The 25,000-nt window shown below is 63.2% G+C and carries 23 protein-coding genes; 16 read left to right on the forward strand and 7 right to left on the reverse strand.

Annotated elements, in window-relative coordinates; genetic code table 11:
• Genes ACIPQ1_RS02960 through ACIPQ1_RS02970 form a run of 3 tightly spaced genes read left to right on the forward strand, consistent with a single transcriptional unit; the run spans window position 1 to window position 2,572 of the window.
• On the forward strand, window positions 1-327 hold the full coding sequence (locus tag ACIPQ1_RS02960; protein WP_411387266.1) for a DUF4387 family protein: 327 nt from the start codon (window positions 1-3) through the stop codon (window positions 325-327).
• Complete coding sequence (locus ACIPQ1_RS02965) at window positions 324-1,307, forward strand: alpha/beta hydrolase fold domain-containing protein (protein ID WP_250961433.1); 984 nt, start codon at window positions 324-326, stop codon at window positions 1,305-1,307. Before ACIPQ1_RS02960 ends, ACIPQ1_RS02965 begins: the two co-directional genes overlap by 4 nt.
• Complete coding sequence (locus tag ACIPQ1_RS02970) at window positions 1,304-2,572, forward strand: lipase family protein (protein WP_411387267.1); 1,269 nt, start codon at window positions 1,304-1,306, stop codon at window positions 2,570-2,572. The genes ACIPQ1_RS02965 and ACIPQ1_RS02970 overlap by 4 nt, the downstream gene beginning before the upstream one ends.
• Window positions 2,573-2,714: 142 nt before the next feature.
• Here ACIPQ1_RS02970 and ACIPQ1_RS02975 read toward each other — a convergent pair whose 3' ends face one another.
• Complete coding sequence (locus tag ACIPQ1_RS02975; RefSeq protein ID WP_446533556.1) at window positions 2,715-3,203, reverse strand: hypothetical protein; 489 nt, start codon at window positions 3,201-3,203, stop codon at window positions 2,715-2,717.
• A 398-nt stretch (window positions 3,204-3,601) separates the two neighbouring features.
• Between ACIPQ1_RS02975 and ACIPQ1_RS02980 the strand changes: the two genes are divergently transcribed.
• On the forward strand, window positions 3,602-4,807 hold the full coding sequence (locus tag ACIPQ1_RS02980; protein ID WP_411387497.1) for a DSD1 family PLP-dependent enzyme: 1,206 nt from the start codon (window positions 3,602-3,604) through the stop codon (window positions 4,805-4,807).
• 28 nt (window positions 4,808-4,835) lie between these two features.
• Here the strand turns inward: ACIPQ1_RS02980 and ACIPQ1_RS02985 are convergent, their stop codons facing one another.
• The 4 genes from ACIPQ1_RS02985 to ACIPQ1_RS03000 form a co-directional block, all read right to left on the reverse strand.
• Window positions 4,836-6,053, reverse strand: coding sequence for a multidrug effflux MFS transporter (locus ACIPQ1_RS02985; RefSeq protein ID WP_411387269.1), 1,218 nt, complete (start codon window positions 6,051-6,053; stop codon window positions 4,836-4,838).
• Between the two features lie 235 nt (window positions 6,054-6,288).
• Entirely contained in the window at window positions 6,289-7,215 is a 927-nt protein-coding gene (locus ACIPQ1_RS02990) for a sugar ABC transporter substrate-binding protein (RefSeq protein ID WP_446533557.1), read from the reverse strand.
• An 81-nt stretch (window positions 7,216-7,296) separates the two neighbouring features.
• Window positions 7,297-8,088 (reverse strand): TIM barrel protein, encoded by a 792-nt coding sequence (locus tag ACIPQ1_RS02995; protein ID WP_446533558.1) that lies wholly within the window; start codon window positions 8,086-8,088, stop codon window positions 7,297-7,299.
• Window positions 8,085-9,107, reverse strand: a complete 1,023-nt coding sequence (locus tag ACIPQ1_RS03000) for a Gfo/Idh/MocA family oxidoreductase (RefSeq protein WP_446533559.1) — start codon at window positions 9,105-9,107, stop codon at window positions 8,085-8,087. Before ACIPQ1_RS03000 ends, ACIPQ1_RS02995 begins: the two co-directional genes overlap by 4 nt.
• Window positions 9,108-9,291: 184 nt before the next feature.
• Between ACIPQ1_RS03000 and ACIPQ1_RS03005 the strand changes: the two genes are divergently transcribed.
• From ACIPQ1_RS03005 to ACIPQ1_RS03055, 11 genes are all read left to right on the forward strand, one after another.
• Complete coding sequence (locus ACIPQ1_RS03005) at window positions 9,292-11,292, forward strand: sigma-54 interaction domain-containing protein (protein WP_446533560.1); 2,001 nt, start codon at window positions 9,292-9,294, stop codon at window positions 11,290-11,292.
• Between the two features lie 97 nt (window positions 11,293-11,389).
• The gene (locus ACIPQ1_RS03010; RefSeq protein WP_446533561.1) at window positions 11,390-12,442 is read left to right on the forward strand and encodes a M28 family peptidase; all 1,053 of its coding nucleotides are present in this window, start codon (window positions 11,390-11,392) and stop codon (window positions 12,440-12,442) included.
• Window positions 12,443-12,622: 180 nt separating this feature from the next.
• Window positions 12,623-14,041: an LLM class flavin-dependent oxidoreductase gene (locus ACIPQ1_RS03015; RefSeq protein ID WP_446533562.1), complete on the forward strand. Its 1,419-nt coding sequence runs from the start codon at window positions 12,623-12,625 to the stop codon at window positions 14,039-14,041.
• Window positions 14,042-14,045: 4 nt separating this feature from the next.
• On the forward strand, window positions 14,046-15,008 hold the full coding sequence (locus ACIPQ1_RS03020) for an AMP-binding protein (RefSeq protein ID WP_446533563.1): 963 nt from the start codon (window positions 14,046-14,048) through the stop codon (window positions 15,006-15,008).
• Window positions 15,005-15,775, forward strand: coding sequence for an ABC transporter ATP-binding protein (locus ACIPQ1_RS03025; protein WP_446533564.1), 771 nt, complete (start codon window positions 15,005-15,007; stop codon window positions 15,773-15,775). Before ACIPQ1_RS03020 ends, ACIPQ1_RS03025 begins: the two co-directional genes overlap by 4 nt.
• Complete coding sequence (locus tag ACIPQ1_RS03030) at window positions 15,772-16,653, forward strand: branched-chain amino acid ABC transporter permease (protein WP_446533565.1); 882 nt, start codon at window positions 15,772-15,774, stop codon at window positions 16,651-16,653. Before ACIPQ1_RS03025 ends, ACIPQ1_RS03030 begins: the two co-directional genes overlap by 4 nt.
• A 4-nt stretch (window positions 16,654-16,657) precedes the next feature.
• Window positions 16,658-17,722 carry a branched-chain amino acid ABC transporter permease gene (locus tag ACIPQ1_RS03035; protein WP_411387281.1) on the forward strand — a complete coding sequence of 355 codons (1,065 nt, stop codon included), beginning with the start codon at window positions 16,658-16,660 and terminating at the stop codon, window positions 17,720-17,722.
• 103 nt (window positions 17,723-17,825) lie between these two features.
• On the forward strand, window positions 17,826-19,163 hold the full coding sequence (locus ACIPQ1_RS03040) for an ABC transporter substrate-binding protein (RefSeq protein WP_446533566.1): 1,338 nt from the start codon (window positions 17,826-17,828) through the stop codon (window positions 19,161-19,163).
• Between the two features lie 53 nt (window positions 19,164-19,216).
• Complete coding sequence (locus tag ACIPQ1_RS03045) at window positions 19,217-19,993, forward strand: ABC transporter ATP-binding protein (protein WP_446533567.1); 777 nt, start codon at window positions 19,217-19,219, stop codon at window positions 19,991-19,993.
• A gap of 171 nt (window positions 19,994-20,164) precedes the next feature.
• Window positions 20,165-21,397, forward strand: coding sequence for an SfnB family sulfur acquisition oxidoreductase (locus ACIPQ1_RS03050; RefSeq protein WP_446533568.1), 1,233 nt, complete (start codon window positions 20,165-20,167; stop codon window positions 21,395-21,397).
• Window positions 21,398-21,407: 10 nt separating this feature from the next.
• A complete protein-coding gene (locus ACIPQ1_RS03055; RefSeq protein ID WP_446533569.1) occupies window positions 21,408-21,800 on the forward strand; it encodes a hypothetical protein in 393 nt (130 codons plus the stop codon).
• A 327-nt stretch (window positions 21,801-22,127) separates the two neighbouring features.
• Here ACIPQ1_RS03055 and ACIPQ1_RS03060 read toward each other — a convergent pair whose 3' ends face one another.
• A complete protein-coding gene (locus tag ACIPQ1_RS03060; RefSeq protein WP_446533570.1) occupies window positions 22,128-23,009 on the reverse strand; it encodes an AraC family transcriptional regulator in 882 nt (293 codons plus the stop codon).
• 63 nt (window positions 23,010-23,072) lie between these two features.
• The gene (locus ACIPQ1_RS03065; RefSeq protein WP_446533571.1) at window positions 23,073-24,017 is read right to left on the reverse strand and encodes a DMT family transporter; all 945 of its coding nucleotides are present in this window, start codon (window positions 24,015-24,017) and stop codon (window positions 23,073-23,075) included.
• Between the two features lie 74 nt (window positions 24,018-24,091).
• Here ACIPQ1_RS03065 and ACIPQ1_RS03070 point away from each other — a divergent pair, with 74 nt between their 5' ends.
• Window positions 24,092-24,946: a LysR family transcriptional regulator gene (locus tag ACIPQ1_RS03070; RefSeq protein WP_446533572.1), complete on the forward strand. Its 855-nt coding sequence runs from the start codon at window positions 24,092-24,094 to the stop codon at window positions 24,944-24,946.
• The last annotated feature ends 54 nt before the right edge of the window (window positions 24,947-25,000 follow it).

Below are 25,000 nucleotides of genomic sequence, written 5' to 3' on the forward strand. Positions count from 1 at the left end.
ATGAACACACTTCAAACATTGGGTTATGAGATCCGCTCCAAGAATGCCGGACCGTTTTCCCTGACCATCGATGTGTTCTGCAAGGACACGGACACCTTCGCGCAGATGGCCGCGGAGCCAAAGTTGCAAGCCCCCGCGATTGCCAAGCTGTTCCGCAGGCCTGCGCAGTCGATCAGCATTTTTCCCATCGAGGCGTTGAACGTGATCAAGATCAGCCTGCCGCGTCCAGTGGTTCAGGGCGCCTTGCAGGACCGAGACATGCACGGGGCTCAATGGGCGTTCATCCTGCTGGACGCACTTGGAACCGGTGAGGACCCCCGGCCATGAGTTGCGTTGCAAGCGGGGCGGCGGGTTCACCGCCGCCGGTTCACCCTGACCTGGTGGCCGTGGCCACGACGCTGCGCGAACAAGGGCTGCTACCGGTTGTCCAGGGGGACGTGCAACGTGTCCGGGCGCAACTGGAACGGATTGATGCCTGGGCGGCGCGCCGCAGCGTGCCGCTGTCCTATGAGCGCACCTTGGGTTTTGCTGTCGATGGCCGAACGGTGCCCTGCAAGCTCTATTGGCCGGAGGGCGATGAGACGCCTTGCTTGATGTTCTACTGCCATGGCGGAGGATTCCGTCACGGTTCGCTTGCCGGCTGGGATGCACCGCTGCGCCAACTGGTGCGTGACAGTGGCCTGGCGGTGCTGTCCATCGACTATGCGTTGTCGCCGGAATATCGTTTTCCGGTGGCGTTCAACGAAGTGGTGTCGATCGTCAGCCGGGTGATCAGGCTCGGGGCAATCACCGATTCCCCCGTGCGCGGTTATGCCTTGGGCGGGGATTCGGCAGGTGCCAACCTGGCCTTGGGCGCTGCAGTTGCGCTACGGGATGCAGGGTTTGATGGGCTGCGGCAGTTGCTGCTGTTCTATGGCAGTTACTCGCGCGACCTGGGCTCCGATTCCTGGCGAAGGCTGGGTGGGTATGGGGGGCAGAATCTGTCGGTCGAGACCATGAGCGCCTACTGGGCGAGTTACCTGGTCGAAGATGAGGATGACTGGCGGGTACAGCCGATCATCGCTGACTTGGCCGGCCTGCCACCCGTGCGATTGCTGGTGGGCGAACTGGACCCGTTGCTGGATGAAAACCGGGAGCTGGCGGATCGGTTGGAACGCGCAGGCGTGGCGACACACCTGCAAGTGCTTGCGAACATGACCCACGGGTTTGTCCGATTCAATGAGGTGGCGCCGGTCGTGCGCAATGTGATCGGTGCGCAGGGCAGCGCTTTGCGCAGGGCACTTTGCGCTCAGGCGAACTTCCCATGAACCTGTTTCGTATCGCGAATTTTGCGCGGATCTGCCTCGGGATATTCAGCGTCATGACGGCCAACGCCTCGGCGGCAGGCACGCTCCCCGTCGGTCCTGACGCGGGAGACAGGGAGCTGTCGGCGTTTTATCGCTGGCCTGAAGCAATGCCCGCGCTGCCCGGTGTGCTGCTGCGAAGCGAGACGCTGGCGGTGCCGCCGCAGATGCCCGCCGCCGGGCAGGTGTTGCGCCTGCTCTACAGCTCCACCGACGAGCGCTGGCACTCCGGACTCGTTCCGGTCAGCGGGGCGTTGTACTTGCCGGCTGGGCAGCCACCGCCGCAAGGCTGGCCGTTGCTGGCCTGGGCCCACGGAACGCTGGGGATTGCCGACGCCTGCGCACCGTCCTGGGCTGGATGGCGCGAGCGTGATGGGGCGTATATCAATCGTTGGCTGGCGCGCGGGTTCGCGGTGGTCGCCACCGATTACCAAGGCCTGGGAGGGCCAGGGCCGCATCCCTATACGTTCTGGCAGGCCGAGGGACGCTCTGTCCTGGATGCGATTCGCGCTGCGCGTTCCATCAGGCCTGGCCTGATTGCCAATCGCATGGTTCTGGCCGGGCAATCCCAGGGAGGAGGGGCGGCGTTGGGCGCGGCGATCCTGGCCGGTGGTTATGCGCCGGAGTTGGCTATCCGCGGCGCAGTAGTCACGGCCCCGAACAGCACATTTCCCCATGGTCCCATTGCGTTGCCGCCGCGCCAGTCCAATACGCTGTTCCTGGCATTGGCGTCCGGCGGCTTGCGCGAGGACGGGCCACGGGTAGAGGACATCCTGACGACCAAAGGCCTTGAACTGCTAAGTGTTGCCCGGGAGGGCTGCAGCCGCGACATTGCCCGCAAATCCAAAGCGTTGCAGATCGATTCGTTTGCCGAGCTTCTGACCATTTCCCCCGAGGCGTTGAAGGCGGTGCGCATCCCCTCGACCGACATGCCACAGGCATCGATTGGGTTCCCGTTATTCATCGCCACCGGCCTGGCTGATCAAACGATCACGCCCGTGCGCCAGTATGCGGTCGCCGCGGCGTTGTGTGCCGCTGGCAACCCGGTCACCTGGCGGACGTATGAAGGCCTGGGGCATGACGGGGTGCTGCATGGTTCATTGGACGATGCATTTGCCTTCGTCGAGGCCCAACTCGACGGACCGGGCCATGGCTCGAACTGTTCCACACTGCAAAGGCCCGGTCCGCCGGGTGAAAGGGATGCAGCAGCGTCGTTTAACGACGACTGAGATCCCCCTGTGGGAGCGAGCCTGCTCGCGATGGCGTTGGGTCAGGCAATGAAGCCAGCGGGGAAGGCCTCATCGCGAGCAGGCTCGCTCCCACATTAGATCCGGGTTACGACAGGGAAGGCTTTGTCGAGGCCGCTTGGTCTCAGGAAGCGTCCTGCTGATAGGTGCAACCCACATAAAGGTCGCTGTCCTTGTTTTCGGTGGAGACCACCCGCAGGGTCGCGCCGTTGTCGAGGTTGCGCTGGTAGTCCACGTAGCCGTCGGTATCCAGGGTCTTTTCCAGTTTCAGGGCGCTGGCGAGTTTTTCTGCATCGGCCTTCGGGCTGCTGCTCTTGGCCTGGAGGAAGAAGCTGAAGCGGTCGGTCATCACCAGGGTGGTCGACGACACGCCGTGCACTGACAGCGCCGCAGTGGCCTGCCAAGCGCCACCGCCCCACGGGGTGTGTGCTTCATCCTTGGCGAGCGACACTTGCTCGGCGTCCACCAGGCCGTTGAATTCGCTGACCTGCTGCGCACTGGCCTGGCACTGCGCCAGGGCCTTGAACAGGTCGCTGTGGCTCGGGGTGGCAGCCAAGACAGGGGCGGTGGACAGGCACCCGGCCAGGGCGACGAGACCAAGAGAAATTTTCATGAGGACATCCTTGCTCAGTTGAGTAAAAGTCGATGGGTACCCGAGGTGAATGGCAACGGGCATCAGCCATGAACGGCGGCATGGGCGGCTGGGCTGCGGTCGCAAGCTTGCCATTGCGCAGGTGAATATGCCAACGGGGTATCTTTGGAAAAAGCCCAGGGGGCTCATAAAACGTATCGCGCCAGTCGTTGCCGCTCTCCAAGGAGGGCACCGCTCTTGGGCATCGGCAAAGCATGGCCGCTAAAGCCCCCTTTCTGGCCCCGCATAACCTCAACGATGGCGCAGCGCTGCCGTAACGTGCACCTGATTGCGCACGTGGAGGGGGGCTGATGAACCGTAGAACCTTTATGCTCGGTACCGCGGGAGTGGGGGCCTTGATGGCAGGGGCGGGGGCGCTGTTGCGGCCGGGCGACCGGGGCGGTCCCTACAACGATTACTTCCGCGCGTTGAATCAGGAGCTCAAGACCCATGGGCCGATGCGGCCCGTGATGCTGATTGACCTCGACCTGCTCGATCACAACATCAATGTGGTCATGCAATCGGTCAAACGTGCCGGTAAACACTTGCGTCTGGTGGAAAAATCCCTGCCGTCACCGGGGCTGCTGGCGTATATCGCCAAACGCACCGATACCCGGCGGCTGATGTCGTTTCACCAGCCGTTCCTCAACCGCGATGCGCTGACCTTTCCCGAGTCTGACATCTTGCTCGGCAAGCCCCTGCCGGTACGCTCGGCCGAGTTGTTCTATCAAACCCACAAAGGCGCCTTCGACCCTGCCAGGCAATTGCAATGGCTGCTCGACACTCCGCAGCGGCTGATGGATTACCGGGCATTGGCCCAGGGCCTGGGCATTCGGATGCGGGTCAATATCGAGCTGGATGTCGGCCTGCACCGCGGCGGCGTGTCTGATCAAGCAGTGCTCGGCGAGATGCTGACGCTGATCAGCACCCATGGGCAGCATCTCGAATTTGCAGGCTTCATGGGGTATGACCCGTTTGTCGGCATGGGCGTGCCCCGGGTCCTCGGTTCGTCCCAGGCCTTGTTCGACCAGGTGATGGTCATTTACAACGGTCATGTGAAGTACGTGCGGGAGCATTTCCCGGCGCTTTGGCATGATGGGCTCACGCTCAATACCGCCGGCAGCCCCAGCTACCGCATGCATGAACAGGAACGCTTGAGCAGCGAAGTCTCGGTGGGAACGGCGTTCCTCAAGCCGACCCACTACGACCTGCCATCCCTGGCCGAGCATGTGCCGGCGGCCTTTATCGCAACGCCCGTGTTGAAGAGCACCGGCCCGGTGAATTTCCCCGCCCTGGATGGCAAGTCCCGATTGTTCTCCTGGTGGGACCCGAATCAGCGCGGGACATTCTTCATCTACGGCGGCAACTGGATGGCCGAGTTCGAGTCTCCCCCAGGGCTGCAAAGTAACGAGCTCTACGGTCGCAGTTCCAACCAGGAAATGGTCAACGGCTCGCCGACGGTAGGGCTGAATGTCGAAGACCAGGTATTTTTAAGGCCAACCCAGACCGAATCCGTGCTGCTGCAATTTGGCGATTTGCTGGCCGTGCGCGGGGGGAAGATTGTCGAAACCTGGCCCGTGTATTGATCGTTGCCTGTGACGTGTTTGGCCGTGATCAAATCTTGCCTCGCAGCAGAAACAACACCAGCGCGACCAGGCAGGCCGTCGCCTGAATCCCACCCAGCGTGGTCATCGGCGCGAAGCTCAAGACCGAGGCCAGCCAGGTGGCCAGCGCAGCCGCCCCCATGGAAAGAAACCCCAGCAGGGCGGAGGCCATCCCGGCTTCCTTGCCGAAAGGGCCCATGGTAATGGCCGTGCCCAGTGGATTGGCCAGGCCCATGCCCCAAAGGAACGTGACCATCGAAAGGGCATACCACCACAGCCCGGGCTCGGTCGGACCGACCAGAAGCAGGCCGCCTCCCATCATGGCGCAGGTTATGCCCAGCAGCGTGACGATCCGGGCGCCAAGACGATGGGCCAGGCGCGGCGCCGCCATGCCGGCGGCGAACACCACAAAGACCGTCGAGGCGAAGTACAAACCGGTCTGCACCGACGTCAGGCCGAGGCCTTGCATCAGGATGGCGGGCGCCGCCGCGAACGAGGCGAACAGGCCGCTCAGCAGCAGGCCCATGGACAGGGCCGGGAGGATGAAGCGCTTATCCACTGCCAGTCGGCAATAGGCGAGTACCACGCTCCTGGCCGAGTGGGGTGCGCGGCGATCGGCGGGATGGGTTTCCCCCAGGTCGCGCACGTAGAAAAACGCCAGTGCAACAGCGGCCAGTCCCACCAGGATGAAGATGGCACGCCAGCCGAGCGTGACGGCCAGGACACTGCCGGCCAGCGGCGAAAAGCCCGGTGCCGCGGCCGTGGCGATCATTGTCAGCGACAGGGCGCGGGCGAGCGTCTCGCCTTCGAACAGATCCCGGGCAATGGCCCGCGACAATACCGAGGCTGCGCACACGCCCAGTGCTTGCACGACGCGTCCGGCGATCAGGACGTCGAGGGTGCTGGCAAAGCCGGCGATGACGGTGCCGACAACGAACACCGACAGCCCGCCCAGGACCAGCTTCTGGCGTCCGTAGCGGTCGGCCAGTGGCCCGACCACCAGTTGGCCCAAGGCGAAGGTGATGAAGAAGCTGGACAGCGTCAGGCCGAGCTCGCGAGCGGTCACGCCCAGGTCTTCACCGATCGCCGCGAACGCCGGAAGGATGATGTTGGTGGAGAGCATGCTGATCGCCGCCAGGCCGGCGAGCAGCGCGACGATTCTGCCGGTCAACGGTTGGCTGGAGGTGTGTTGCGTACCGGCAATCGCCAATGAAGTTCGGGCTTGCATACGTCATTTCCTGCGCATGTGATTGACGTGGACAAAACGCTGATGCCCAACGCGCCGACTTCAATTCGCGAAGCCGCCGTCGAGTTGATATCCACATGATGATCGTAATATTCTTCAAATATGATGATCGTCATCTCAATCGTCAAGCTAAATATCGGGAATGCGCAGGTGGGGCTGATGAGGGGCAGTGTATTGCCCCCCTTGCCAGCGTCATGGCGATGTATCAAGTCGCCGGTTATTTGTAATGTTGCTCGAACACTGCCAACTGCTCAGGCTTGATCAACTGGAAGGGCACCCAGACGTCCGTTTCCACCGGCTCGCCCTTGATCATCTTGAGGGCTGCCTGCACCGCGCTGGTCGCCTGGGCCTTGGGGTCCTGGAATACCGAGGCGACCAACATCCCGCGCTTGATCGCCGCCAGGCCGTCCGGCAAGCCGTCGATGCCGACAATCGCAACCTCGCCCTTGGTTTTGCCGGCCTGCTGCAAGGCCATCGCTGCACCGATGGCCATCTCGTCGTTGTTGGCGACGATGGCATCGAAACGACTCCCGGCCAATAACCAGTTGCTGGTCAGGTCCATCCCTTTGTTGCGCTGCCACTCGGCACTTTGCTGCTCGACGATCTTGATCCCGGGATAATCCTTGAGCACCTGTTTGACGCCTTCGGTGCGGTCGTGGGTAGCGTTTTGCGCCAGGTCGCCCATGATGATCGCCAGGTTGCCCTTGCCGCCGAGTTTTTCGGCCAGGTAGCGCATTTGCAGTTGTCCGGCCTCGATGTCATTGGAGGCCACGGTGACGACGCCTTTGGGCAAGGTGCGCTCGTCCGGATGGCGGTTGACGTAGACCAGCGGCGTTTTCGCATCGACCGCGGCACGGGTGATGTTGGCGGTGGCGGAGGTGTCCACCGGCAGGACAATGACCGCGTCCACTTGCTGGTTGATGAACCCCTGGACCTGGTTGAGTTGGCGCACCACATCGCCCTGGGCGTCTTCGAACTGGATTTGCACGTTTTCCTTTTTCGCGGCCTCGTCCAGGCCGTTACGTACGTAGGTCATGAAGTTGTCGTCGACCCTGGCGATGCTGACGCCGATGCGATAGTCGGCGGCGGCCCATTGGCTGAACAGCAACAGCAGGGTGGCGAAAAGCAGTGTGCAACGACGCATGATGGTTATCCTTTTGTTGTTATGGGTTGAAACGTCACCAAGAACTGAAAATCTGCCGCACATGTTGAGTGCGTCGGGGCTTTATCCATCAAGCGTGAAGGCCTGCCGGAAACGCTCGAGCGCGACCTCGCTGTCACCGCTGGCCCAGCCTTCCAGGCCGACGACACCGCTGTATCCCATGCCGAACAAGGCCTTGGCAATCGCGGGGTAGTGGATTTCACCGGTGCCGGGCTCTTTGCGCCCCGGGACGTCGGCCACTTGGATTTCGCCGATGGCGCTGCCGGCGCGCTGGATCAGTTCGATCAGGTTTCCTTCGCCGATCTGGGCATGATAGAGGTCCAGGTTCATCTTCAAGTGCGGGCTGCCCACGGCCTCGATCAGCGCCAGGGTATCGTCAGCGCGGGCGAAAGGCGTGCCCGGGTGGTCGACCTCGGTGTTGAGGTTTTCCAGCAGGAATACCCGGCCCGCGTCTTCCCCCAGGCGAGCGATTTTTTCCAGCGTCTTGCAGGCGCTCAACCACATGCGGCCGGTGGTCTGGGCCACGGGTTTGACCGGCAAGCCCTGATCGCCCAGGCCGGTGCCGTGCAGGTTCAGGCTTGGGCAACCCAATTGAGCGGCGACGGCCAGGGATTCCTGGGCGCTGTCGAGCAACTGTCGGATATCGTCGGGGTCAGTCAGGTTGCCCGACAGGTAGCCGGTCATAGAGGTGAAGTCCGCGCCCGTCGCCACGAGGGCCTGGATGTCCTTGGTCGCCCAGTTCCATATCTCGACGCTGAAGCCCAGCGCGTGGATGCGTCTGACCCGTTCGGTAAAAGGCAGGTCGAGGAAGACCATCTCGGCGCTGATCGCCAGTTTGAATGGGATGAAACTCATGACAGCGCTCCTTGCACGCGCACCGTCTTGCCCTGTTGGAAGGACTCGATACAGGCGCGGGCAATGGCCAGTGCTGCCCGGGCCTCTTCACCGCTGGCCAGGGGTTTTTCGCCGCTGCGCACACAACTGGCGAAGTGATTGAGTTCGGCCACGTAGGCATCACGCAGCAAGTCGGTGTCCATGCGCTGGGTGTCGGCCTGCACACCATTGGCCAGGTACCGCAGCAAGTCGCAATCGTTGACGTTGCCCATGGTCAGCATGCCGGCGCTGCCGAACACTTCGCCGCGGACATCGTAGCCATACACGGCCTGGAAATTGGCCTCGGCGGTGGCGATGGCGCCATTGTCGAAGCGGATCGTGACCACCGCGGTGTCGAGAAAACCTTTGTCCTTGTAGGCGGGGGCGATCAGGGCATCGGCCATCACAAAGACTTCAACCGCCTCGGCGCCCGGGTTCAGGTAGCGCAGGGTATCGAAATCATGGATCAGGGTTTCGAGGAAGATCACCCATTGCGGCGACGCGGCCGGGTTGTTCAGGGCCGGGTCTCGGGTCAGTGAGCGCAGCAGTTGCGGCGTACCGATCCGGCCGGCCATCACATCCAGATGAGCGGTGCGAAAGCTTTTGGCAAAACGTCGGTTGAAGCCGACTTGTAGCGTCACTTGTGCATCGGCAGCGGCGGCGATGGCGCGGTCCGCTTCGTCCAGGGTGATGGCCATCGGTTTTTCACAGAACACGCTTTTGCCGGCCCGGGCCGCGCTGATCACCAGCTCGGCATGGCTGCGCGCCGGCGCGGCAATCAGCACGGCGTCGATGTCCGGGTCATCCAGCAACTGCTGTGGATCGGTATAGACCTTCTGCACGTCCAGTTCTGCCGCCAGGCGTGCGGCTTGGCCGGGGGTAGGGTCGGCGATGGCGGCGAGGCACGCGCCAGGGATGTGCCGGGCGGCGGTCAGGCCGTGGAAACTGCCCATGCGGCCGGCACCGATGAGGCCCAGGCGGAGGGTCTTGGATGTGCTCATGAATATGACTCCCTTTATTGTTTTTACGACTCGGCGGCAAGAATGTCCTCGTCTGTTCATGCAGGGAGCAAGTGCTGTGCCAATAGTTAACTTATTGATATTTAATGGTTTTTATTTGAATCAATGTTCATGTCGATGACATGTCTATACTGACATGTCGAAAATATGAACATGTGGCCGAACCATGGATCAGCAACCCCTAGCATTGAGCGACGAAGACCGCGATTACCTCACCACGCTTGGCCCAGCGTCGTTGAACGACGGGCCGGGCACGGCGCTGGAGGAGGCCTGGCGAGCGTGCTGGCAAGGGCAGGCCGAGCGCCCAGTCGGGATCCGCCGGGTGATCTGGGAATCCTGGTTGCGCAGCGTCAGTGCCGGCCTCGATCCGGAAGACGGCGCGTACCGTTTTGTCGCGCCCGCCGACCTGACCGCGACACTGGCTGCCAACCGGGAACTGATCGCTGCGGCGGCGCAAGTCATGCGCGGTTTGCTCGCCTATAACCCCAGGGGCCATATCAACCTGACCGATGCCGAAGGCACCACGTTGTACTTCTGCGGCCTGGACCTCACTCCCATTGGCAGTCGACTGCTGGAGTCAGTGCAGGGCACCAATTGCACCGGGTTGGCAATCGTCGAAGACCGCTTGGTGTATGTGTTGGCCGAGGAGAATTTCGGGCTTGGCCTGCGCCAGCGCCGCATGCATTGCGCCGCCGCGCCTATTCGCGATGGCCAGGGCCGGACCCTGGGCATGTTGACCTTGACGGCCGAGCCAGGCTGGTTTCACTTTCATACGCTGGGCACCGTCCAGGCCGCGGCTGAAGCTGTCTCCAGGCAGATGACCCTGCAGGCCTTGCTGGAAGAACAACAGACCGTGCTTGAGGTGCTCAACGAGGGCTTGGTGGTATTGGATGAGCGCGGCTGCATCAAGGCGCTCAACCATTACGCCCGACAGTTGTTTCGCGTCGGCCATGACCTGCTCGGCAGTCCGTTCCAGAGCCTGGGGCAGAGCGAGTTGACCGATGCGGTCCTGCTCGGGAGCGGTGACGGGGTGCGTGACTTGGACTGTACCTTTGAACTGCATGATCGCAGCCATCTGGCTTGCCTGGTGTCGGTCTGCCCGCTGGCGCAAGGCGGGCGGATCGTTTCGTTGCGCGAGAACCGACGCATCCGGGAAATCACCCGGCGGATCATCGGCACCCAGGCCAGCTACACCTTCGAAACCATCCTGGGCCGCTCGCAGGCGATCCAGGATGCAATGCACTTGGCGCGGATTGCCAGTCGCAGTGATTCGACCACGCTGATCCTCGGCGAGAGCGGCACGGGCAAGGAGCTGTTCGCCCAGGCCATCCATAACGCCAGCGATCGTCGTGGCGGGCCTTTCGTGGCGGTCAATTGCGGCGCGATTCCGCGAGACCTGGTGCAAAGCGAGCTGTTCGGTCATGTCGAAGGCGCTTTCACCGGGTCGGCTCGCGGTGGGTCGGCCGGCAAGTTCGAACTGGCCGACGGTGGGACGATCTTCCTCGACGAAATCGGTGACATGTCCTTCGATGCGCAGGTCAGCTTGCTGCGTGTCCTGCAGGAGGGTGAGGTGACACGGGTGGGTGCGAAAAAATCGCTGCGGGTCAACGTGCGCATCATCGCTGCCACCCACCGCAACCTGAGCCAGGCGGTGGCCGAGGGGGCTTTTCGCGAGGACCTTTACTACCGGCTCAACGTGCTGAACCTGACGGTGCCGCCATTGCGGATGCGTCGCGAGGATGTGCCGTTGCTGGCGCGGCATTTTCTCGCGCGTTGTGCCCGGTCGCTGCGCAAGACGATGCAGGACGTTTCGCCAGCGGCGCTGGATTTGCTGGGTGCCTATCACTGGCCGGGCAATGTCCGTGAGCTGGAAAACGTCATTGAACGGGCGACGAACCTGGCAATGACCGAACTGATCCAGCCGAGTGACCTTGCGTTGGAAATCAGGCAGCGCGGGCGACCCTCGATCTGGGCAAGTGTGCCAGAACCGCGGACGGCGCCGGACCTGGGCACCCATGAAATGAACGCGATCATTGCCGCCCTCAAGGAGACGCGCGGAAACATCCGCCTGGCTGCCCAACGGTTGAACGTGTCGCGCGGTGGTTTGTACAACAAGATGAATCGATTCGGACTCAAGATCGAAACGTTCCGTTCGGGGCTGGATTGACCTGTCATGACCGAGGGAATACCGATTTGAACGGACGGGAAGCGGGTGGGGTCTACGCTGTTCAACGGTCGTGACGGGAACCTGTCTGATGCCTCCAATGAGTATTCAGTCTTTGCTCGAAGAATTGCTTCTGGCCCGCGGCCCCGGCGGGCAGGAAGATGAAGTCCGGGAAATATGTCTCAGGGAACTGGGCAAGCACTGCGATGAGGTCGTTGTCGACGAGGCCGGCAACATCCGGGGACTGATCAAGGCGTCGGATGAGTCTTCGCAAGCACAGCCCATCAGGGTCATGGCGCACCTCGATGAAATTGCCATGATCGTGAAGAAAACAAGGCCCGACGGTAACTTGGAAGTCGTGGCGCTGGGCGGTGCCCAGCCCATCTGTTTTGGCGTTTGTCCGGTCGACATACTCGGCGATAACCAATGCCTGCCCGGCGTACTGTCTTATGGTTCCATGCACAACACCGGCGGCTCCGCCCAGGGGCGGGATGTGCTGTCAGGGGCGGTGCAGTGGAGCGATGTCCATGTCATCACCCGCTGTTCCCAGGAGGAGCTGACCGCCGCCGGAGTCCGGCCCGGCGTGCGCGTGGTGCTCAGCCGGCACTGGCGCCAGCCGTTCCAGGTGAAAGACACGGTCGCCGCCCACTTCCTCGATGACCGGGCGCCCCTGGCGGCCGTAATCACCACCGCGCAGCAGCTGAAAAACAAAAGGCACGCGCTCAAGCAAGATGTCTGGTTTGTCTGCACGACGCTTGAGGAAGAGTCCAACGCCGGTGCGCTCTACGCCGCGGCCCGCGTGCCGGGTGACACCACCATCGCGGTCGAGGTGGGCCCGGTATTGGAGGAGTATGGAACGGTGTTATCGGCAGACCCGATTATCAACACGGGGGATCAAAAGGGTTATTACACCCGCTCTGTCGTGGATGCCCTGGTCAAGGCTGCACAGCGCTCGGGCTATCACCCACAAGTTGCGCTCCTGGTCGATTTCGCCTCCGATGCGAGTGCGATCATGAGTGCGGGAGTGGCCGCGCGAGCGGGGTGCATCGCCATTCCAACGGAAAATACCCATGGCTTTGAAATGGTGCTCCATGAAGGCATCGTTGCCTGTGCGGCGACACTCACCGAATACCTGATCCATCCCATGGCGTGAAGACGCACTGTCTGCCACCGGACAGTTGATCAACAAGGTGTCCCCATGCAGGCATTTCCGTTGATCAAACGTGCGTCTAACTTATTGTAAATAAACGAATTATCACTTGGCACGAATCGTGTTGATAGAGCAGTGAGAGGCACCGGGAAAGGGTGCCGAGCCTATCGAGCAGGAGTCCCCATGCCCCGTGAAATTCGTTTCAATGCTTTCGAGATGAACTGTGTCGGTCACCAGTCGCCCGGTCTCTGGAGGCATCCCAAGGACCGCGCCTGGCAGTACAAGGACCTGGATTATTGGACCGACCTGGCCAAGCTGCTGGAGCGTGGCAAGTTCGACGGTATTTTCATTGCCGATGTGATCGGCATCTACGATGTGCTCGGTGGCAATGGCGATGCTGCCATCCGTCAAGCGACCCAGGTGCCGGTCAACGATCCGCTGGCATTGATCACGCCGATGGCCCTGGTGACCGAACACTTGGGCTTCGGCCTCACGGCCTCGCTGACCTTCGAGCACCCTTACCCCTTCGCCCGCCGCCTGTCCACGCTGGATCACCTGACCAAGGGGCGCATCGGTTGGAACATCGTCACCTCTTATCTCGACAGCGGGGCGCGGAACCTCGGGCAGGCGGCACTCAGCGATCACGATGCGCGCTATGACTACGCCGACGAATACCTGGAGGTGCTCTACAAGTTGTTCGAAGGCAGTTGGGAGGAGGGTGCGGTGCTACGCGACCGTGAGCGCGGCGTTTTCAGCGACCCGAGCAAGGTCCACGAGATCCGTCACCAGGGCAAGCACTTCCAGGTGCCGGGCATCCACCTCTGCGAACCGTCGCCGCAGCGCACGCCGGTGCTCTATCAAGCGGGGGCGTCGAGTCGTGGCAAGGACTTCGCCGCCGGGCATGCCGAATGTGTGTTCGTTGCGGCGCCGTCCAAGGTGATCCTGAAGAAGACCGTGGCCGATATACGCCAACGCGCTGCCGAGGCCGGGCGCGATCCGCGCAAGGTGCTGATCTTCAACCTGCAGACGGTGATCGTCGATGAGACCGACACCAAGGCGCAGGCCAAATGGCGCGAACTGAAATCCTACAGCAGCTACGAGGGCGCGCTGGCGCTGATCTCCGGCTGGACCGGCATCGACTTCGGTCAGTACCGACCCGACCAGGTGCTCAAGCACATCCATACCAACGCTATCCAATCGGCCGTGGAAACCTTTTCCACCGCCGACCCGGACAAGCAGTGGACCGTCCAGGAGTTGGCCGATTGGGTCGGCATCGGCGGCTTCGGCCCGTTGATTGTTGGCAGTGCGCAAACCGTGGCCGACGAGTTGCAGGCGTGGGTCGAGGACACCGATGTGGACGGCTTCAACCTGGCCTACGCCCTGGCCCATGAAACCTTCAGCGATGTGGTTGAGCTGCTGGTGCCCGAGTTGCAACGGCGCGGTGCGTACAAGACCCAATACCGCCCGGGCACCCTGCGGGACAAGCTGTTCGGCGATGGCCCGCGGCTGCCCGCCAACCACCCGGGCGCAGGCTTTAGGGACTTGAGTCGCCTGGCCCGGCGCTCCCGCCTCCCTGAGCCGGCCTTGGTTGGCGAGGAGTAAGCCGATGAGTGTCTACGAGCTCAATTCGTCGCTGCCCGACAGCGTGACCGACAGCGCCCTGGCAGCCTTGCACCGCTGGGCCAGGGAACGACCGACGCAGATCGCCCTGCGCCATCGACGCCTCGGCATCTGGAAGGCCTGGCGTTGGATCGATGTGCAGCGCGAGGTCGAGCGTGTCTGCGATGGCTTGCGCCAGCAGGGCTTTGCCCCGGGCGCGCGACTGGCGCTGAGCGGTGCGTTCGAGCCCAGCCTGCTGATCCTGGCATTGGCCGCGCGCCAATCGGGTGGGCACAACGTGGTGATCGACCGCGACAGCCGTGGTGAGGATCTACAGCGTCAGCTGCGCCTGGCCCGTCCAGCGTTCGCCTTTGTCCAGCGCCGCGAAAACGTGTCGCACTGGTTGCAGTGCGGCTTGGACGAGGCGTGGCCACTGCAGCTGTATTCGGCCCAGGCCAACGCGGCGAGTCGCGGCCTGTGGCAGGTGCGGTCGCTGTCGGTGCTGTTTGTCACCGAGGCACCCACAGCTCAGCGCCAGGGCTGGGGCCAGGTCGCCGGGGACTCGGTGGTGTGGGTCGATGAAGGCACCGAATGGCGCGATGGCCTGGCCCACGTGTTCAGCCGCTGGCTGGAGGGCGGCGAAGGCCTGGCGTTTCCGGAAACCCGCGAGTCAGCCAGCCGCGATCGCCGCGAGATCGCCCCAACCGCCTTGCTGTTGTCCGCTACGCGAGTCGAATCGCTGGCGGCGGAAATCGAAGCGCGCCTGCCGCTGGCAGGCAGTTGGCGACGACGCCTGTGCGAATGGACCCTGGATGATCCGCGACGTGGCCTGCGCCGCTGGCTCAAGGCGCGGGTACGGCACCTGCTCGGCTTCCAGCGGCTGCGTCGGATCGAGGTGCCGAGCGCACACGCGGACCCCGTGCGGCAAGGTTCGGCGCGGTTGCAGCAATACCTGGAGCGAGCGGCATGAGTGCGCTGCTGGAGGTGCGTAACGTGTCGCTGTCGTTCCGGGGTGTGAAAGCGATTTCCGATCTTTCGTTCAGCGTCAAGCTTGGCGAGATCTGCGCGCTGATCGGGCCGAACGGCGCGGGCAAGAGTTCGCTGCTGAACATTCTCAACGGGGTCTACCGGGCCGACGCCGGCCAGTTGTTCTTCGCCGCCGAACCGTTGCGCCGCCCGCATCCGTTGAAGGCGGCCCGGCTCGGTATTGGCCGGACGTTCCAGAACAATGCGTTGTTCAAGAAAATGAGCGTGGTGGATAACCTGCTCACCGGTCTGTCGCGTTTCCAGCGGACGTTTTTTCTCGAACAGGCCCTGGGTTTGCCACGTGCCCGGCGCGAGGCCCGGGCTTTCGCCGAGCGTGCCGAACAGGTGCTGGAGTTCCTTGAGCTACAGGCCTGGCGCGACGTCGCCGTGGGCAGCCTGGCCTACGGCCTGCAGAAACGCGTGGAGCTGGGCCGGGCATTGATCGCGCAGCCGACCCTGCTGTTGCTCGACGAGCCGATGGCCGGCATGAACGCCGAGGAGAAGCAGGACATGAGCCGCTTCATCGCCGATATCAATCGTGATCTTGGCACCACGGTGATTCTCATCGAGCACGACATCCAAGTGGTCATGGGCTTGTCCAGCCATGTGGTGGTGCTGGACTACGGCCGCAAGGTCGGCGACGGCTCGCCGGCCGAGGTCCAGGCCAATCCCGATGTGATCGTTGCCTACCTGGGGACGCCTCGCCCATGAATTTCTTTTTGGAAACCCTGATCGGCGGGTTGCTGGCCGGCACCTTGTATTCGTTGGTGGCCATCGGTTTCGTGCTGATCTACAAGGCCAGCGGCGTGTTCAATTTTGCCCAGGGCGCCATGCTGTTGTTCGCCGCGCTGACCTTCGTCAGCTTGCGCGACCAGGGCCTGTCCTTTGCCCTGGCGCTGCTCCTGACGGTGTTGGTGATGATCGTTGGCGCGCTGCTGATCGAGCGCCTGGTGTTGCGGCCGTTGGTCAACCGCTCGCAGATTACCCTGTTCATGGCCACCCTCGGCCTGTCGTTCATCATCGAGGGCCTGGCCCAAGGACTGATGGGCGCCCAGGTGCGGGCACTGGACCTGGGCATCGAGGACGTCCCGCTGTTCGTCGGCGAGATCATGGTCAGCCAGTTCGACCTGATCGCCGCCGGGGTGTCGGCGCTGACGGTGGCGGTGCTGGCCTTGCTGTTCAACAAGACTCGCATCGGTGTGGCCCTGCGCGCCGTGGCCGACGATACCCGGGCGGCGCTGTCGCTGGGCATCAACCTCAACCGCATCTGGCAGATCGTCTGGGCCGTGGCCGGGGTGGTCGGGCTGGTCGCCGGGCTGCTCTGGGGCGCGCGCCAGGGTGTGCAGTTCTCGCTCTCGCTGGTGGTGCTCAAGGCACTGCCGGTGCTGATCATCGGAGGTTTCACCTCGATTGGCGGGGCCATCGTCGGCGGCCTGATCGTCGGTGCCGCCGAGAACCTCGCCGAGGCGTATATCGGCCCGCTGATTGGTGGCGGCATCACGCCCTGGTTCGCCTATTTCCTTGCCTTGATCTTCCTCTACATCCGTCCGTCCGGCCTGTTCGGCGACCGGATCATTGAACGGGTATGACGCCATGACTGCTACTGTTCCGCGCCTGACGGCCAGCTTCGACGAAGCGCCCCTGACCCTGGTGCGCCGCCGCTGGCGACCGGGGCTGCTGCTGTTGCTGCTGGTGGCTTTTGTCGGGCTGCCGTGGCTGGGCAACGACTACTGGCTCAACGCGATCCTGATTCCTTTCCTGGTGTTGTCGTTGGCCGGCCTGGGGCTGAACCTGCTGACCGGCTACACCGGCCAGACATCGGTCGGCGCCGCCGGCTTCATGGCGGTGGGCGCGTTCGCCACCTACGGCCTGTTGCTGCGCGTGCCGGGCCTGCCGTTGCCACTGGCGCTGCTCGGCGGCGGGGTGATCGCCGGGTTGGTCGGGCTGCTGTTCGGCATCCCCAGTTCGCGGATCAAGGGTTTCTACCTGATGGTTACCACGCTGGCCGCGCAGTTCTTCCTGGAGTGGGTGTTCGCCAAGTTCCCCTGGTTCTACAACTACGCCTCGTCCGGCACCATCAGCGCGCCACGCCTGGAGCTGTTCGGCCATCACTTGGGCACCCCGGTCGGTCGCTACCTGCTGACCCTCAGTTGCGTGGTGTTGTTGACCTGGGTGGCGGTCAACCTGGTGCGTAGCCAGGTCGGCCGCAACTGGATGGCGATCCGCGACATGGACACCGCGGCTGCGGTGATTGGGATTGCCGTCGAGCGCGACAAGCGCATGGCCTTCGCCGTGAGTTCTTTCTACCTGGGCATCGCCGGCGCGCTCTGGGCGTTTGCCTACCTGGGGACGGCCAGCGCCGGGAGCTTCGACATCAACCGCTCGTTCCAGATTTTGTTCATCATCATTATCGGCGGCATGGGCAGCATCGCCGGCAGTTTCATCGGTGCGGCCTTCATCAGCCTTGTGCCGATCCTGCTCAGCCATGCCGGGCAATGGCTGTTCAACGGCAACGTCGACGCCGGGCAACTGCAGAACCTGCAGAAGGTGCTCTTCGGTGGCTTGATCATCTGGTTCCTGATCAAGGAGCCGGAAGGGCTGGCACGCCTGTTCGACGACCTGCGCGAGCGCATCAGGGTCTGGCCGCTGCGGTTCTGAGCGCCGACCCACCCCCAACGAACCTTGACCCGACCCAGGGAAAGGAGGTTTCCAACCGCCGGCCGTCATGACGCGGCCAGGCATTCAAACCGAGAAAACCATCATGCATGCAACCTTCAAACGTCGTCTCGCCGCCATCGGCCTGGCGCTTGGCGCCTGTGCGGCGCTGGTACCGGCTGCCCAAGCGGCGACCAACGAGCAGTTCTTCCCCTTGGCTACCTATCGGGTCGGCGCCTATGCCTCCAGCGGTATTCCTGTGTGGGCCGGAATGATCGACTACCTGCGCTACATCAATGACGTGGAAGGAGGGATCAATGGCGTCAAGCTGGTCTGGCAGGAATGCGAGACCGAATGGACGGCGGAGAAGGGCATCGAATGCTACGAGCGCTTCAAGAATGGTCTCGATGGCGCGCCGGTGGCGGTCTATCAACCCAATGGCGCGCCGGCCGCCTATGCCCTCGCAGACAAGGCCGAAGCCGACAAGATCCCCTTGATCACCCTGGGTTATGGCCGTACCGAAGCCACCGATGGCCGGGTGTTTCCCTACAACTTCCCGGCCATGCTGACCTTCTATAGCGAGGCCTCGGCGTTCATCAACTACGTGGCCGAGCGCGAGGGCGGGTTGGACAAGCTCAAGGGCAAGAAAATCGCCACCGTCTACCACGATTCCGCCTACGGCCGGGAGACCCAGGGGCCGCTGGCGTTGCTGGCGCAGAAGTACGGCTTCGAGAACATCCAGATCGCGGTGGCCGACCCGGGTAACGAACAGGCCGGGCAGTGGCGCCAGGTGCGGCAACTCCAGCCGGACTGGGTGTTCCTGCGGACCTGGGGCGTGTCCACGCCGGTGGCGATCAAGACCGCGGCGCGTTTTGGCTACCCGGTGGAGCGCATCGTCGGCGACATCTGGGCCAGTTCCAACGAAGACGTGTTGCCGGCCGGCGAGGCGGGCAAGGGGTACTTGGCGTTGACCCCCTATCCGGGCGGCGCCGACTTCGAGATCCACCAGCGCATTCGCCAGCACATCCTCGACACCGGCAAGAGCGACCTCAAGGATCCGAAGAGTTTTGGCAGCGTCTACTACAACTCCGGCCTGGTGAATGCCGCCATCGCCGTCGAAGCGATCCGCACCGCGCAGCAGCATTTCGGCAATCGTCCGCTCAACGGTGAGGAAGGTCGCTGGGGCCTGGAGCACCTCGACCTCAACGATGCGCGCCTCAAGGAAATCGGTTTTCTTGGATTGATGCAGCCGCTGCGCCTGTCCTGCAGCGACCACGAAGGCGGTGGGGCGGCCAAGGTGCAGCAATGGGACGGCCAGCAGTGGAACCTGATCACCGACTGGGTCCAGGCCGACCGCGCCACGTTGCGCCCATTGATCGATGCCAAGGCCGCCGAGTACGCAAAAGAGAAAGGCGTGACCGCCCGCGATTGCGCGGCGCAGTAGCCATTTACAGCGACACACAACCAGGCGCGACTGCGCCCGAGGGAGAAGAAACCATGACCTTTGCGGCCCTTGCCGGCACCGAAAACAACGAGTTGCTGGCGGTGCGAGACATCGAAGTGATCTACGACGGCGCGATCCTCGCCGTGGCCGGGGTTTCCCTGCGGGTCGGCCAAGGCGATATCGTCGCCCTGCTCGGCGCCAACGGGGCGGGCAAGAGCACCACGCTCAAGGCCATTTCCGGGCTGGTCCAGGCTGATCGGGCGCAGGTCAGCCGTGGACGAATTGTCTTTCAGGGACAGGACACCGCCGGCGTTGCGGCCAATCTGCTGGCGCGCCAGGGCATCGTCCATGTGCTGGAAGGGCGGCATGTGTTCGCCCATTTGACGGTCGAGGACAACTTGCGCAGCGGCGGCTTCCTGCGCAAGCCGACGCGCCGTGAATTGGAACAGGATCTGGAGCGCATCTACGCCTGGTTCCCGCGGCTGAAGACCAAGCGCAAGACCCAGGCCGGGCTGACCTCGGGCGGCGAGCAGCAGATGCTTGCCATCGGCCGCGCATTGATGACCCAGCCTCGACTGGTGCTGCTCGACGAGCCCTCGATGGGGTTGGCGCCGATCCTCGTCGAAGAGATTTTCGCCATCGTCGCGCAGCTCAATGCCCAAGAGGGCATGAGCTTTCTGGTGGCCGAGCAGAACATCAATGTCGCCCTGCGCCATGCCAACTACGCCTACATCCTGGAGAACGGCCGGGTGGTGGGCGAGGGCGATGCTACGGAGCTGGCGGCCCGGGAAGACCTCCAGCATTTCTACCTGGGGGGCAAGGCTCGCTGAGGACGATGCGACGCAACTGTTCGCGGGGCAACAGTCCCACGACAGTTTGTCGTTTTCGGGGCTTTCAGGTGTATCCGGGTTGTTTGTCAACTAATTGAATATAAAGGGTTTTTAAGGTTGGTACGGGCTGTGCTTTAGCGCTGGATGAACCCGTTATGCATGGAGTAGCACATGACCGACTCACCGTCTTTCGATCTGCCTGGGCAGGCCCATCCGGCGCCGCGCAGTCCGGCCCACATCATCCGCAGCGACGCCGAGGCCATTGAAGTGGCGCATCGCCTGGCCGAGGATTTCGCCCGGGAGGCGGCCTTGCGCGACCGCGAGCGGCGGCTGCCTTGGGAGGAACTGGAGCGCTTTGGCGCCAGTGGGCTGTGGGCGATCCGCGTGCCAAAGGCATACGGTGGTGCCGAAGTGTCCTATGCCACCCTCAGCGAAGTGATCGCGATCATTTCCGCGGCCGATCCGTCTCTCGGCCAGCTGCCGCAGAACCACTTCGGCGTGCTCAGCAACCTCAGCCTGACCGGCAGCGAGGAGCAGAAGCGCCGTTACTACGCCAAGGTGTTGCAGGGCTATCGTTTCGGCAATGCCTTTTCGGAAGCGCGCAGCCAGTACGTCACCACTTTCCAGACGCAGATCCGCTTCGACGGCGACACCGCGGTACTCGACGGCGAGAAGGCCTACTGCACCGGTGCGTTGTTCGCCCACATCGTGCCGGTTGCCGGCGTGGATGAGGAAGGGCACGTCCATATCGCCCTCGTCCCACGGGATGCGGCGGGCCTGACGGTGATCGACAGTTGGGACGGTTTCGGCCAGCGCATCACCGCCAGTGGCCAAGTGCGCATCGACGGCGTGCGGGTGCCGGCGAACGACGTGGTGCCGGCCTGGAAAGCCTATGAGTTACCCACCTCCGACGGCCCGATTTCGCAAATCATCCAGGCTGCGGTGGACACCGGCATTGCCCGTGGCGCCTTCGCCGAAACCCTGCGCGTCGCGCGCCAGGCGCGTCCATGGGTGGACAGCGGGCTGCAACACGGTTGGCAGGACCCGCTTGGCCAGGCGCTGATCGGTGAGTTGGCCTGGCGCCTGCAAGCGGCCGAGGCGATTCTGCGGCGCGCGGCGCACGCGGTCGACCGGGCTGTCGCCGAACCCAGCGAGGAACGAGTGGCAGAAGCCTCGGTGATCGTCGGCCAGGCCAAGGTGCTGTCCACCGAGATTGCCCTGGAGGCATCCAGCCGTCTGTTGGAGTTGGGCGGCACCCGCAGCGTCTCGGCCAGCCAGGGGCTGGACCGGTTCTGGCGCAATGCGCGGACCCACACCCTGCACGATCCGGTGCGCTGGAAATATCACTTGGTCGGCAATCAACTGCTCAACGGCATCAAGCCGCAACGTCATTCCTGGAACTGAGGTATTGCCCATGTCCAACTTACATTCCCAAGGCCGTAGCGACCTGGCCCATGCCCGTCATGTCGAGGCGGCGCTGCTCGACTTTCTGCGTGCCCAGAGCGCTCGGCATGAAGCCCTGGTGATTGCCGCGGTCGGCGATTTGCGTATCCGCATCGACGCTGCCGATGCCTTGCTGGAATACGCCGACGAGTCCCAGGCGGCCGCCATCGCCTTTCGCCTGGCCGCCGCCGAGGCCGCGCGCCTGGCCGGCCATGCCTACTTCGAACTGGCCGGTCGCAGCCTGCCGCGGCCCTTGCCGGACAGTCCCGAACCGGCCCTGCTGACCCAGCGTCGGCTGCTTGGCGACCATTACCTCAACGGCGCTGCGTTGGCCGATGGGCAAGGTATTGGGTTGGCTGGGTGAAGGTCTATGTTCGGCGGCGGAGGCAATGCTGTTCGCTTGAGGCTTGGGACTTGAGGCTTGAGGCTTAAGGCTTAAGGTACGAGCCATTGTGGATGAGTCATTGTGGCGAGGGAGCTTGCTCCCGCTGGGCTGCGTAGCAGCCCCGATGCGGCCATCGAGGGTGCCAGATTGCTTGGGCCAACAGGCGCCGGGGGGCGCTTCGCACCCCAGCGGGAGCAAGCTCCCTCGCCACAGTTGTATTCAGTAAGGGGGCTTTGGGTCTTCGACATCAAGGTGGGACTGGCGAATGACCACCAGGCTCGTCTCGTTGTAGACGTGGGACTATGATCACCTGAGCGGCAGAAAGAGCTCGGTAATGGCTTCGTTCTCGGCAACGTCCGGAAAGAACGTAATGCGCTGGCAATAGAGCGGGAAATCTCCTGGTTCCTCACCGCTGGCCGGCAGCCAATTCCTGTACAGGTACAGCGCGGCAGGCTCGAGGTTATCGGCGCCACCTTCGACCCGCAGCACGGCACAACGCCCGGCAGGGATACTGCCGGCCTTGATCGCTTCGCCGTTTGGCGTGATGGGTTGGTCCGTCCCAGCGCATAGATCCAATCGATAGTTTTGCGGCGCAGTCGCGCGCGGGTCGGTGTGGAAGACATTGAACGTCGGACTGGTCGGCGGGATCAGGCCGACACTGCGTCGCCAGGCAATGAAGCGTTGGATCGTCGTGCCGATCATCGCGGGATCGCCTCGGTGTTCCATGATGGCGACGGGGGTCGCGGGAACGCTACGGATCTGTACATCGCTGGGCTGATAAGTCGTGGGCATGAAACGGTTCCTCGCGTTGTGCAATGGCGTGAAAGTAATGCCCCAGTGCTGCCAGTCGGGCGATTTGCGGAAATTCGAGGGTTGTTGCCCCACGCGCTGTCGAAAGGCACGGGCAAAGGCATCAGGCGCACCGTAACCGGCACCCATGGCAATCTCTGTAATCGTTTCATGTTCGCGAAACGCCAGTTTGTAGGAGGCACGTTTGAGGCGAGCGAGCTGGACATAGCGATTCAGAGGCAGATTGAACGTCGCCATGAACTGCCGGTGGAAATGGTATTTCGAAAAGGCCGCGACGCCGCTCAACGTATCCAGGTCCAGGCAGTCATCCAGATGCAGATCGATGTAATCGAGCACTTTCTGCATCCGGGATCGGTAGCGCTTTTGTGTGTCGGTCATGGTCTTTCCCTGTAGAGGACACCAGCATGAGGCCAACCAGCCCGATGCGCTCGACTGATCTTGCTATCTTGAGCTCGAAATCGCCTGCCGCGCTTCGGTACCCACGACCAGCCAGATGCCGACCCCGGACACGGCCATCCCCACCGCCATCTGCCAGGAAAGTGGTTCGTTGAACATCGCCCAGGCCCAGAGCATGGTAATGGGCGGGCTGAGGTACAGGACGCTGGCGACGCGGGTGGCGGTCGTGCGGCGCAGGCACAGCCAGTAGAGCCCGTAGCCGCCCATTGTTGAAATGCCCGCTGTCCACAAGACGCTCAGTGCAAAGCCGGTGCTGGGTAGCGGGGCCAGGCTGCCATGGACGCCTTCCACCAGGGCGAAGGCCAGGCCCGACACGCAACACTGCAGCCACAGGTTGGGCAGCAGGCCCAGCGATTGTTCGGCGGGCAGGTATTTCTGCCACAGGGTCGCGACGGCGAGCGAGAGCATGCCAAGCAGCGGCAGGCCATAGGCCCATAAGGGTGCGTTGCCCCACGCCAATGCGCCCTGGGTCACCAGCATGACGCCGACCAGGCCGATCAATAGCCCCGCCCAGACCTGCCACGCCAGCCGTTGCCGGAGTACGCCGGCGGCCAGCAGCGCCAGGCCCAGTGGCAGCAGGTCGGCGACCAGCGCGGCCAGGCCCGCCGGTACACCCAGGGCAATGCCTTGGGTGATACCGCCCAGGTAGCCCGCCATCGCCAAGAGGCCGATGCCGGCGTTTTTCAACAGCGCGACGGGTGAGGTTCGGCGTAGTTGCCCGGCGACGAAGGGCAGCAGGACGAGCGTGACCACGACGCATCGCCAGAACACCACCAGCAGTGCCGGCGCGTAGTCGATGGAAAAGCGCGCGCCAATAAAGCCGGAGCTCCACGACACCAGCAAAGCCGCTTCGAGCAAGGGCAGTGGGATCAGCCAATGCCAGGCGGGCCGAGGCCGGGACGTGCAGGTCATCGATTTATTCGGGTTCATGACCACAGGCTACGGAACCCGGCTAATCTAATAAATCAAAATGAAATGCATCAGTTATTCACGAAGATTGAATCATGACGGCCATACTCGATATCGATTTGATACGTACTTTTCATGCGGTGGCGCGGATCGGGAAATTCAGTGGGGCGGCGGAACAACTGCACAAAAGCCCGGCGGCGGTCAGCGTGCATATTCAGCGGCTGGAAGCGGTGGCGGGCGGGCGGTTGCTCAACCGGGACAATCAATCGGTATCCCTCACCGCGTTGGGCAAGCGTTTGCTCGTGGCGACGACGGAGCTGCTCAATACCCACGACCGGGTGCTGGCCGACCTGCATGGCACCCGTTTGGCGGGACGCATCACCTTGGGGGTGCCGGATGAATATGCCGACCATGTCATCCGCGACATCCTCCCGACCTTCGCCACCGCGTGGCCCAACGTCGTGCTGGAACTCAAGACCGCGCCAAGTTACGCGCTGCGTGACCAGGTGCAGCGTGGCAAGCTCCAGGCAGCGGTGGTTACCCAGCCGAAGGGCCAAGCGAACGCAGAAACGCAAGTGCTAGTGTCCACCACGCCGGTCTGGGTCGGGCCAGTCCACGGGACGGCGGCCTCGCTGGAGCCGTTGCCGCTGGCGGTGCATGCGGCGCAATGCCCTTATCGGCAAGCGATGGTGGAAACCCTCAGGCAAAGCGGGCGCAGGACGCGCATCGTCCTGGAAAGCCCCTCCAACCAGGCCGTCAAGGCCTGCGTGGAGGCCGGGTTGGCGATCAGCCTGATCGACCGTGGGCGGGTGACGGATGCGATGCGGATCCTTGAAGGCCTGCCGGTGATCGAGGAGCATGAGGTGGTGTTCATGCGAGGCCAGGCCTCACAGGATGATGAAGCCGTGAACCTGCTTGCCCGTGCCATGCAGCAGTATTTCCGGCTGTAGAACCGGTCCGGGGACTGCTGCGCAGTCCAGCGGGAGCAAGCTCCCTCGCCACGG

This window comes from Pseudomonas sp. LARHCG127 (genome assembly GCF_052871455.1).

What these genes read in the sequence shown, in the direction of transcription:
- ACIPQ1_RS03040 (WP_446533566.1), top strand. Translation starts at nt 17,826, where the DNA reads ATGCATGCAACCTTCAAACGTCGTCTCGCCGCCATCGGCCTGGCGCTT.
- ACIPQ1_RS03000 (WP_446533559.1), bottom strand. Translation starts at nt 9,107, where the DNA reads ATGAGCACATCCAAGACCCTCCGCCTGGGCCTCATCGGTGCCGGCCGC.
- ACIPQ1_RS02960 (WP_411387266.1), top strand. Translation starts at nt 1, where the DNA reads ATGAACACACTTCAAACATTGGGTTATGAGATCCGCTCCAAGAATGCC.
- ACIPQ1_RS03055 (WP_446533569.1), top strand. Translation starts at nt 21,408, where the DNA reads ATGTCCAACTTACATTCCCAAGGCCGTAGCGACCTGGCCCATGCCCGT.
- ACIPQ1_RS02985 (WP_411387269.1), bottom strand. Translation starts at nt 6,053, where the DNA reads ATGCAAGCCCGAACTTCATTGGCGATTGCCGGTACGCAACACACCTCC.
- ACIPQ1_RS03045 (WP_446533567.1), top strand. Translation starts at nt 19,217, where the DNA reads ATGACCTTTGCGGCCCTTGCCGGCACCGAAAACAACGAGTTGCTGGCG.
- ACIPQ1_RS03015 (WP_446533562.1), top strand. Translation starts at nt 12,623, where the DNA reads ATGCCCCGTGAAATTCGTTTCAATGCTTTCGAGATGAACTGTGTCGGT.
- ACIPQ1_RS03005 (WP_446533560.1), top strand. Translation starts at nt 9,292, where the DNA reads ATGGATCAGCAACCCCTAGCATTGAGCGACGAAGACCGCGATTACCTC.
- ACIPQ1_RS02965 (WP_250961433.1), top strand. Translation starts at nt 324, where the DNA reads ATGAGTTGCGTTGCAAGCGGGGCGGCGGGTTCACCGCCGCCGGTTCAC.
- ACIPQ1_RS03025 (WP_446533564.1), top strand. Translation starts at nt 15,005, where the DNA reads ATGAGTGCGCTGCTGGAGGTGCGTAACGTGTCGCTGTCGTTCCGGGGT.
- ACIPQ1_RS03065 (WP_446533571.1), bottom strand. Translation starts at nt 24,017, where the DNA reads ATGAACCCGAATAAATCGATGACCTGCACGTCCCGGCCTCGGCCCGCC.
- ACIPQ1_RS02975 (WP_446533556.1), bottom strand. Translation starts at nt 3,203, where the DNA reads ATGAAAATTTCTCTTGGTCTCGTCGCCCTGGCCGGGTGCCTGTCCACC.
- ACIPQ1_RS03035 (WP_411387281.1), top strand. Translation starts at nt 16,658, where the DNA reads ATGACTGCTACTGTTCCGCGCCTGACGGCCAGCTTCGACGAAGCGCCC.
- ACIPQ1_RS02995 (WP_446533558.1), bottom strand. Translation starts at nt 8,088, where the DNA reads ATGAGTTTCATCCCATTCAAACTGGCGATCAGCGCCGAGATGGTCTTC.
- ACIPQ1_RS03010 (WP_446533561.1), top strand. Translation starts at nt 11,390, where the DNA reads ATGAGTATTCAGTCTTTGCTCGAAGAATTGCTTCTGGCCCGCGGCCCC.
- ACIPQ1_RS03060 (WP_446533570.1), bottom strand. Translation starts at nt 23,009, where the DNA reads ATGACCGACACACAAAAGCGCTACCGATCCCGGATGCAGAAAGTGCTC.
- ACIPQ1_RS03070 (WP_446533572.1), top strand. Translation starts at nt 24,092, where the DNA reads ATGACGGCCATACTCGATATCGATTTGATACGTACTTTTCATGCGGTG.
- ACIPQ1_RS03020 (WP_446533563.1), top strand. Translation starts at nt 14,046, where the DNA reads ATGAGTGTCTACGAGCTCAATTCGTCGCTGCCCGACAGCGTGACCGAC.
- ACIPQ1_RS02990 (WP_446533557.1), bottom strand. Translation starts at nt 7,215, where the DNA reads ATGCGTCGTTGCACACTGCTTTTCGCCACCCTGCTGTTGCTGTTCAGC.
- ACIPQ1_RS03050 (WP_446533568.1), top strand. Translation starts at nt 20,165, where the DNA reads ATGACCGACTCACCGTCTTTCGATCTGCCTGGGCAGGCCCATCCGGCG.
- ACIPQ1_RS02970 (WP_411387267.1), top strand. Translation starts at nt 1,304, where the DNA reads ATGAACCTGTTTCGTATCGCGAATTTTGCGCGGATCTGCCTCGGGATA.
- ACIPQ1_RS03030 (WP_446533565.1), top strand. Translation starts at nt 15,772, where the DNA reads ATGAATTTCTTTTTGGAAACCCTGATCGGCGGGTTGCTGGCCGGCACC.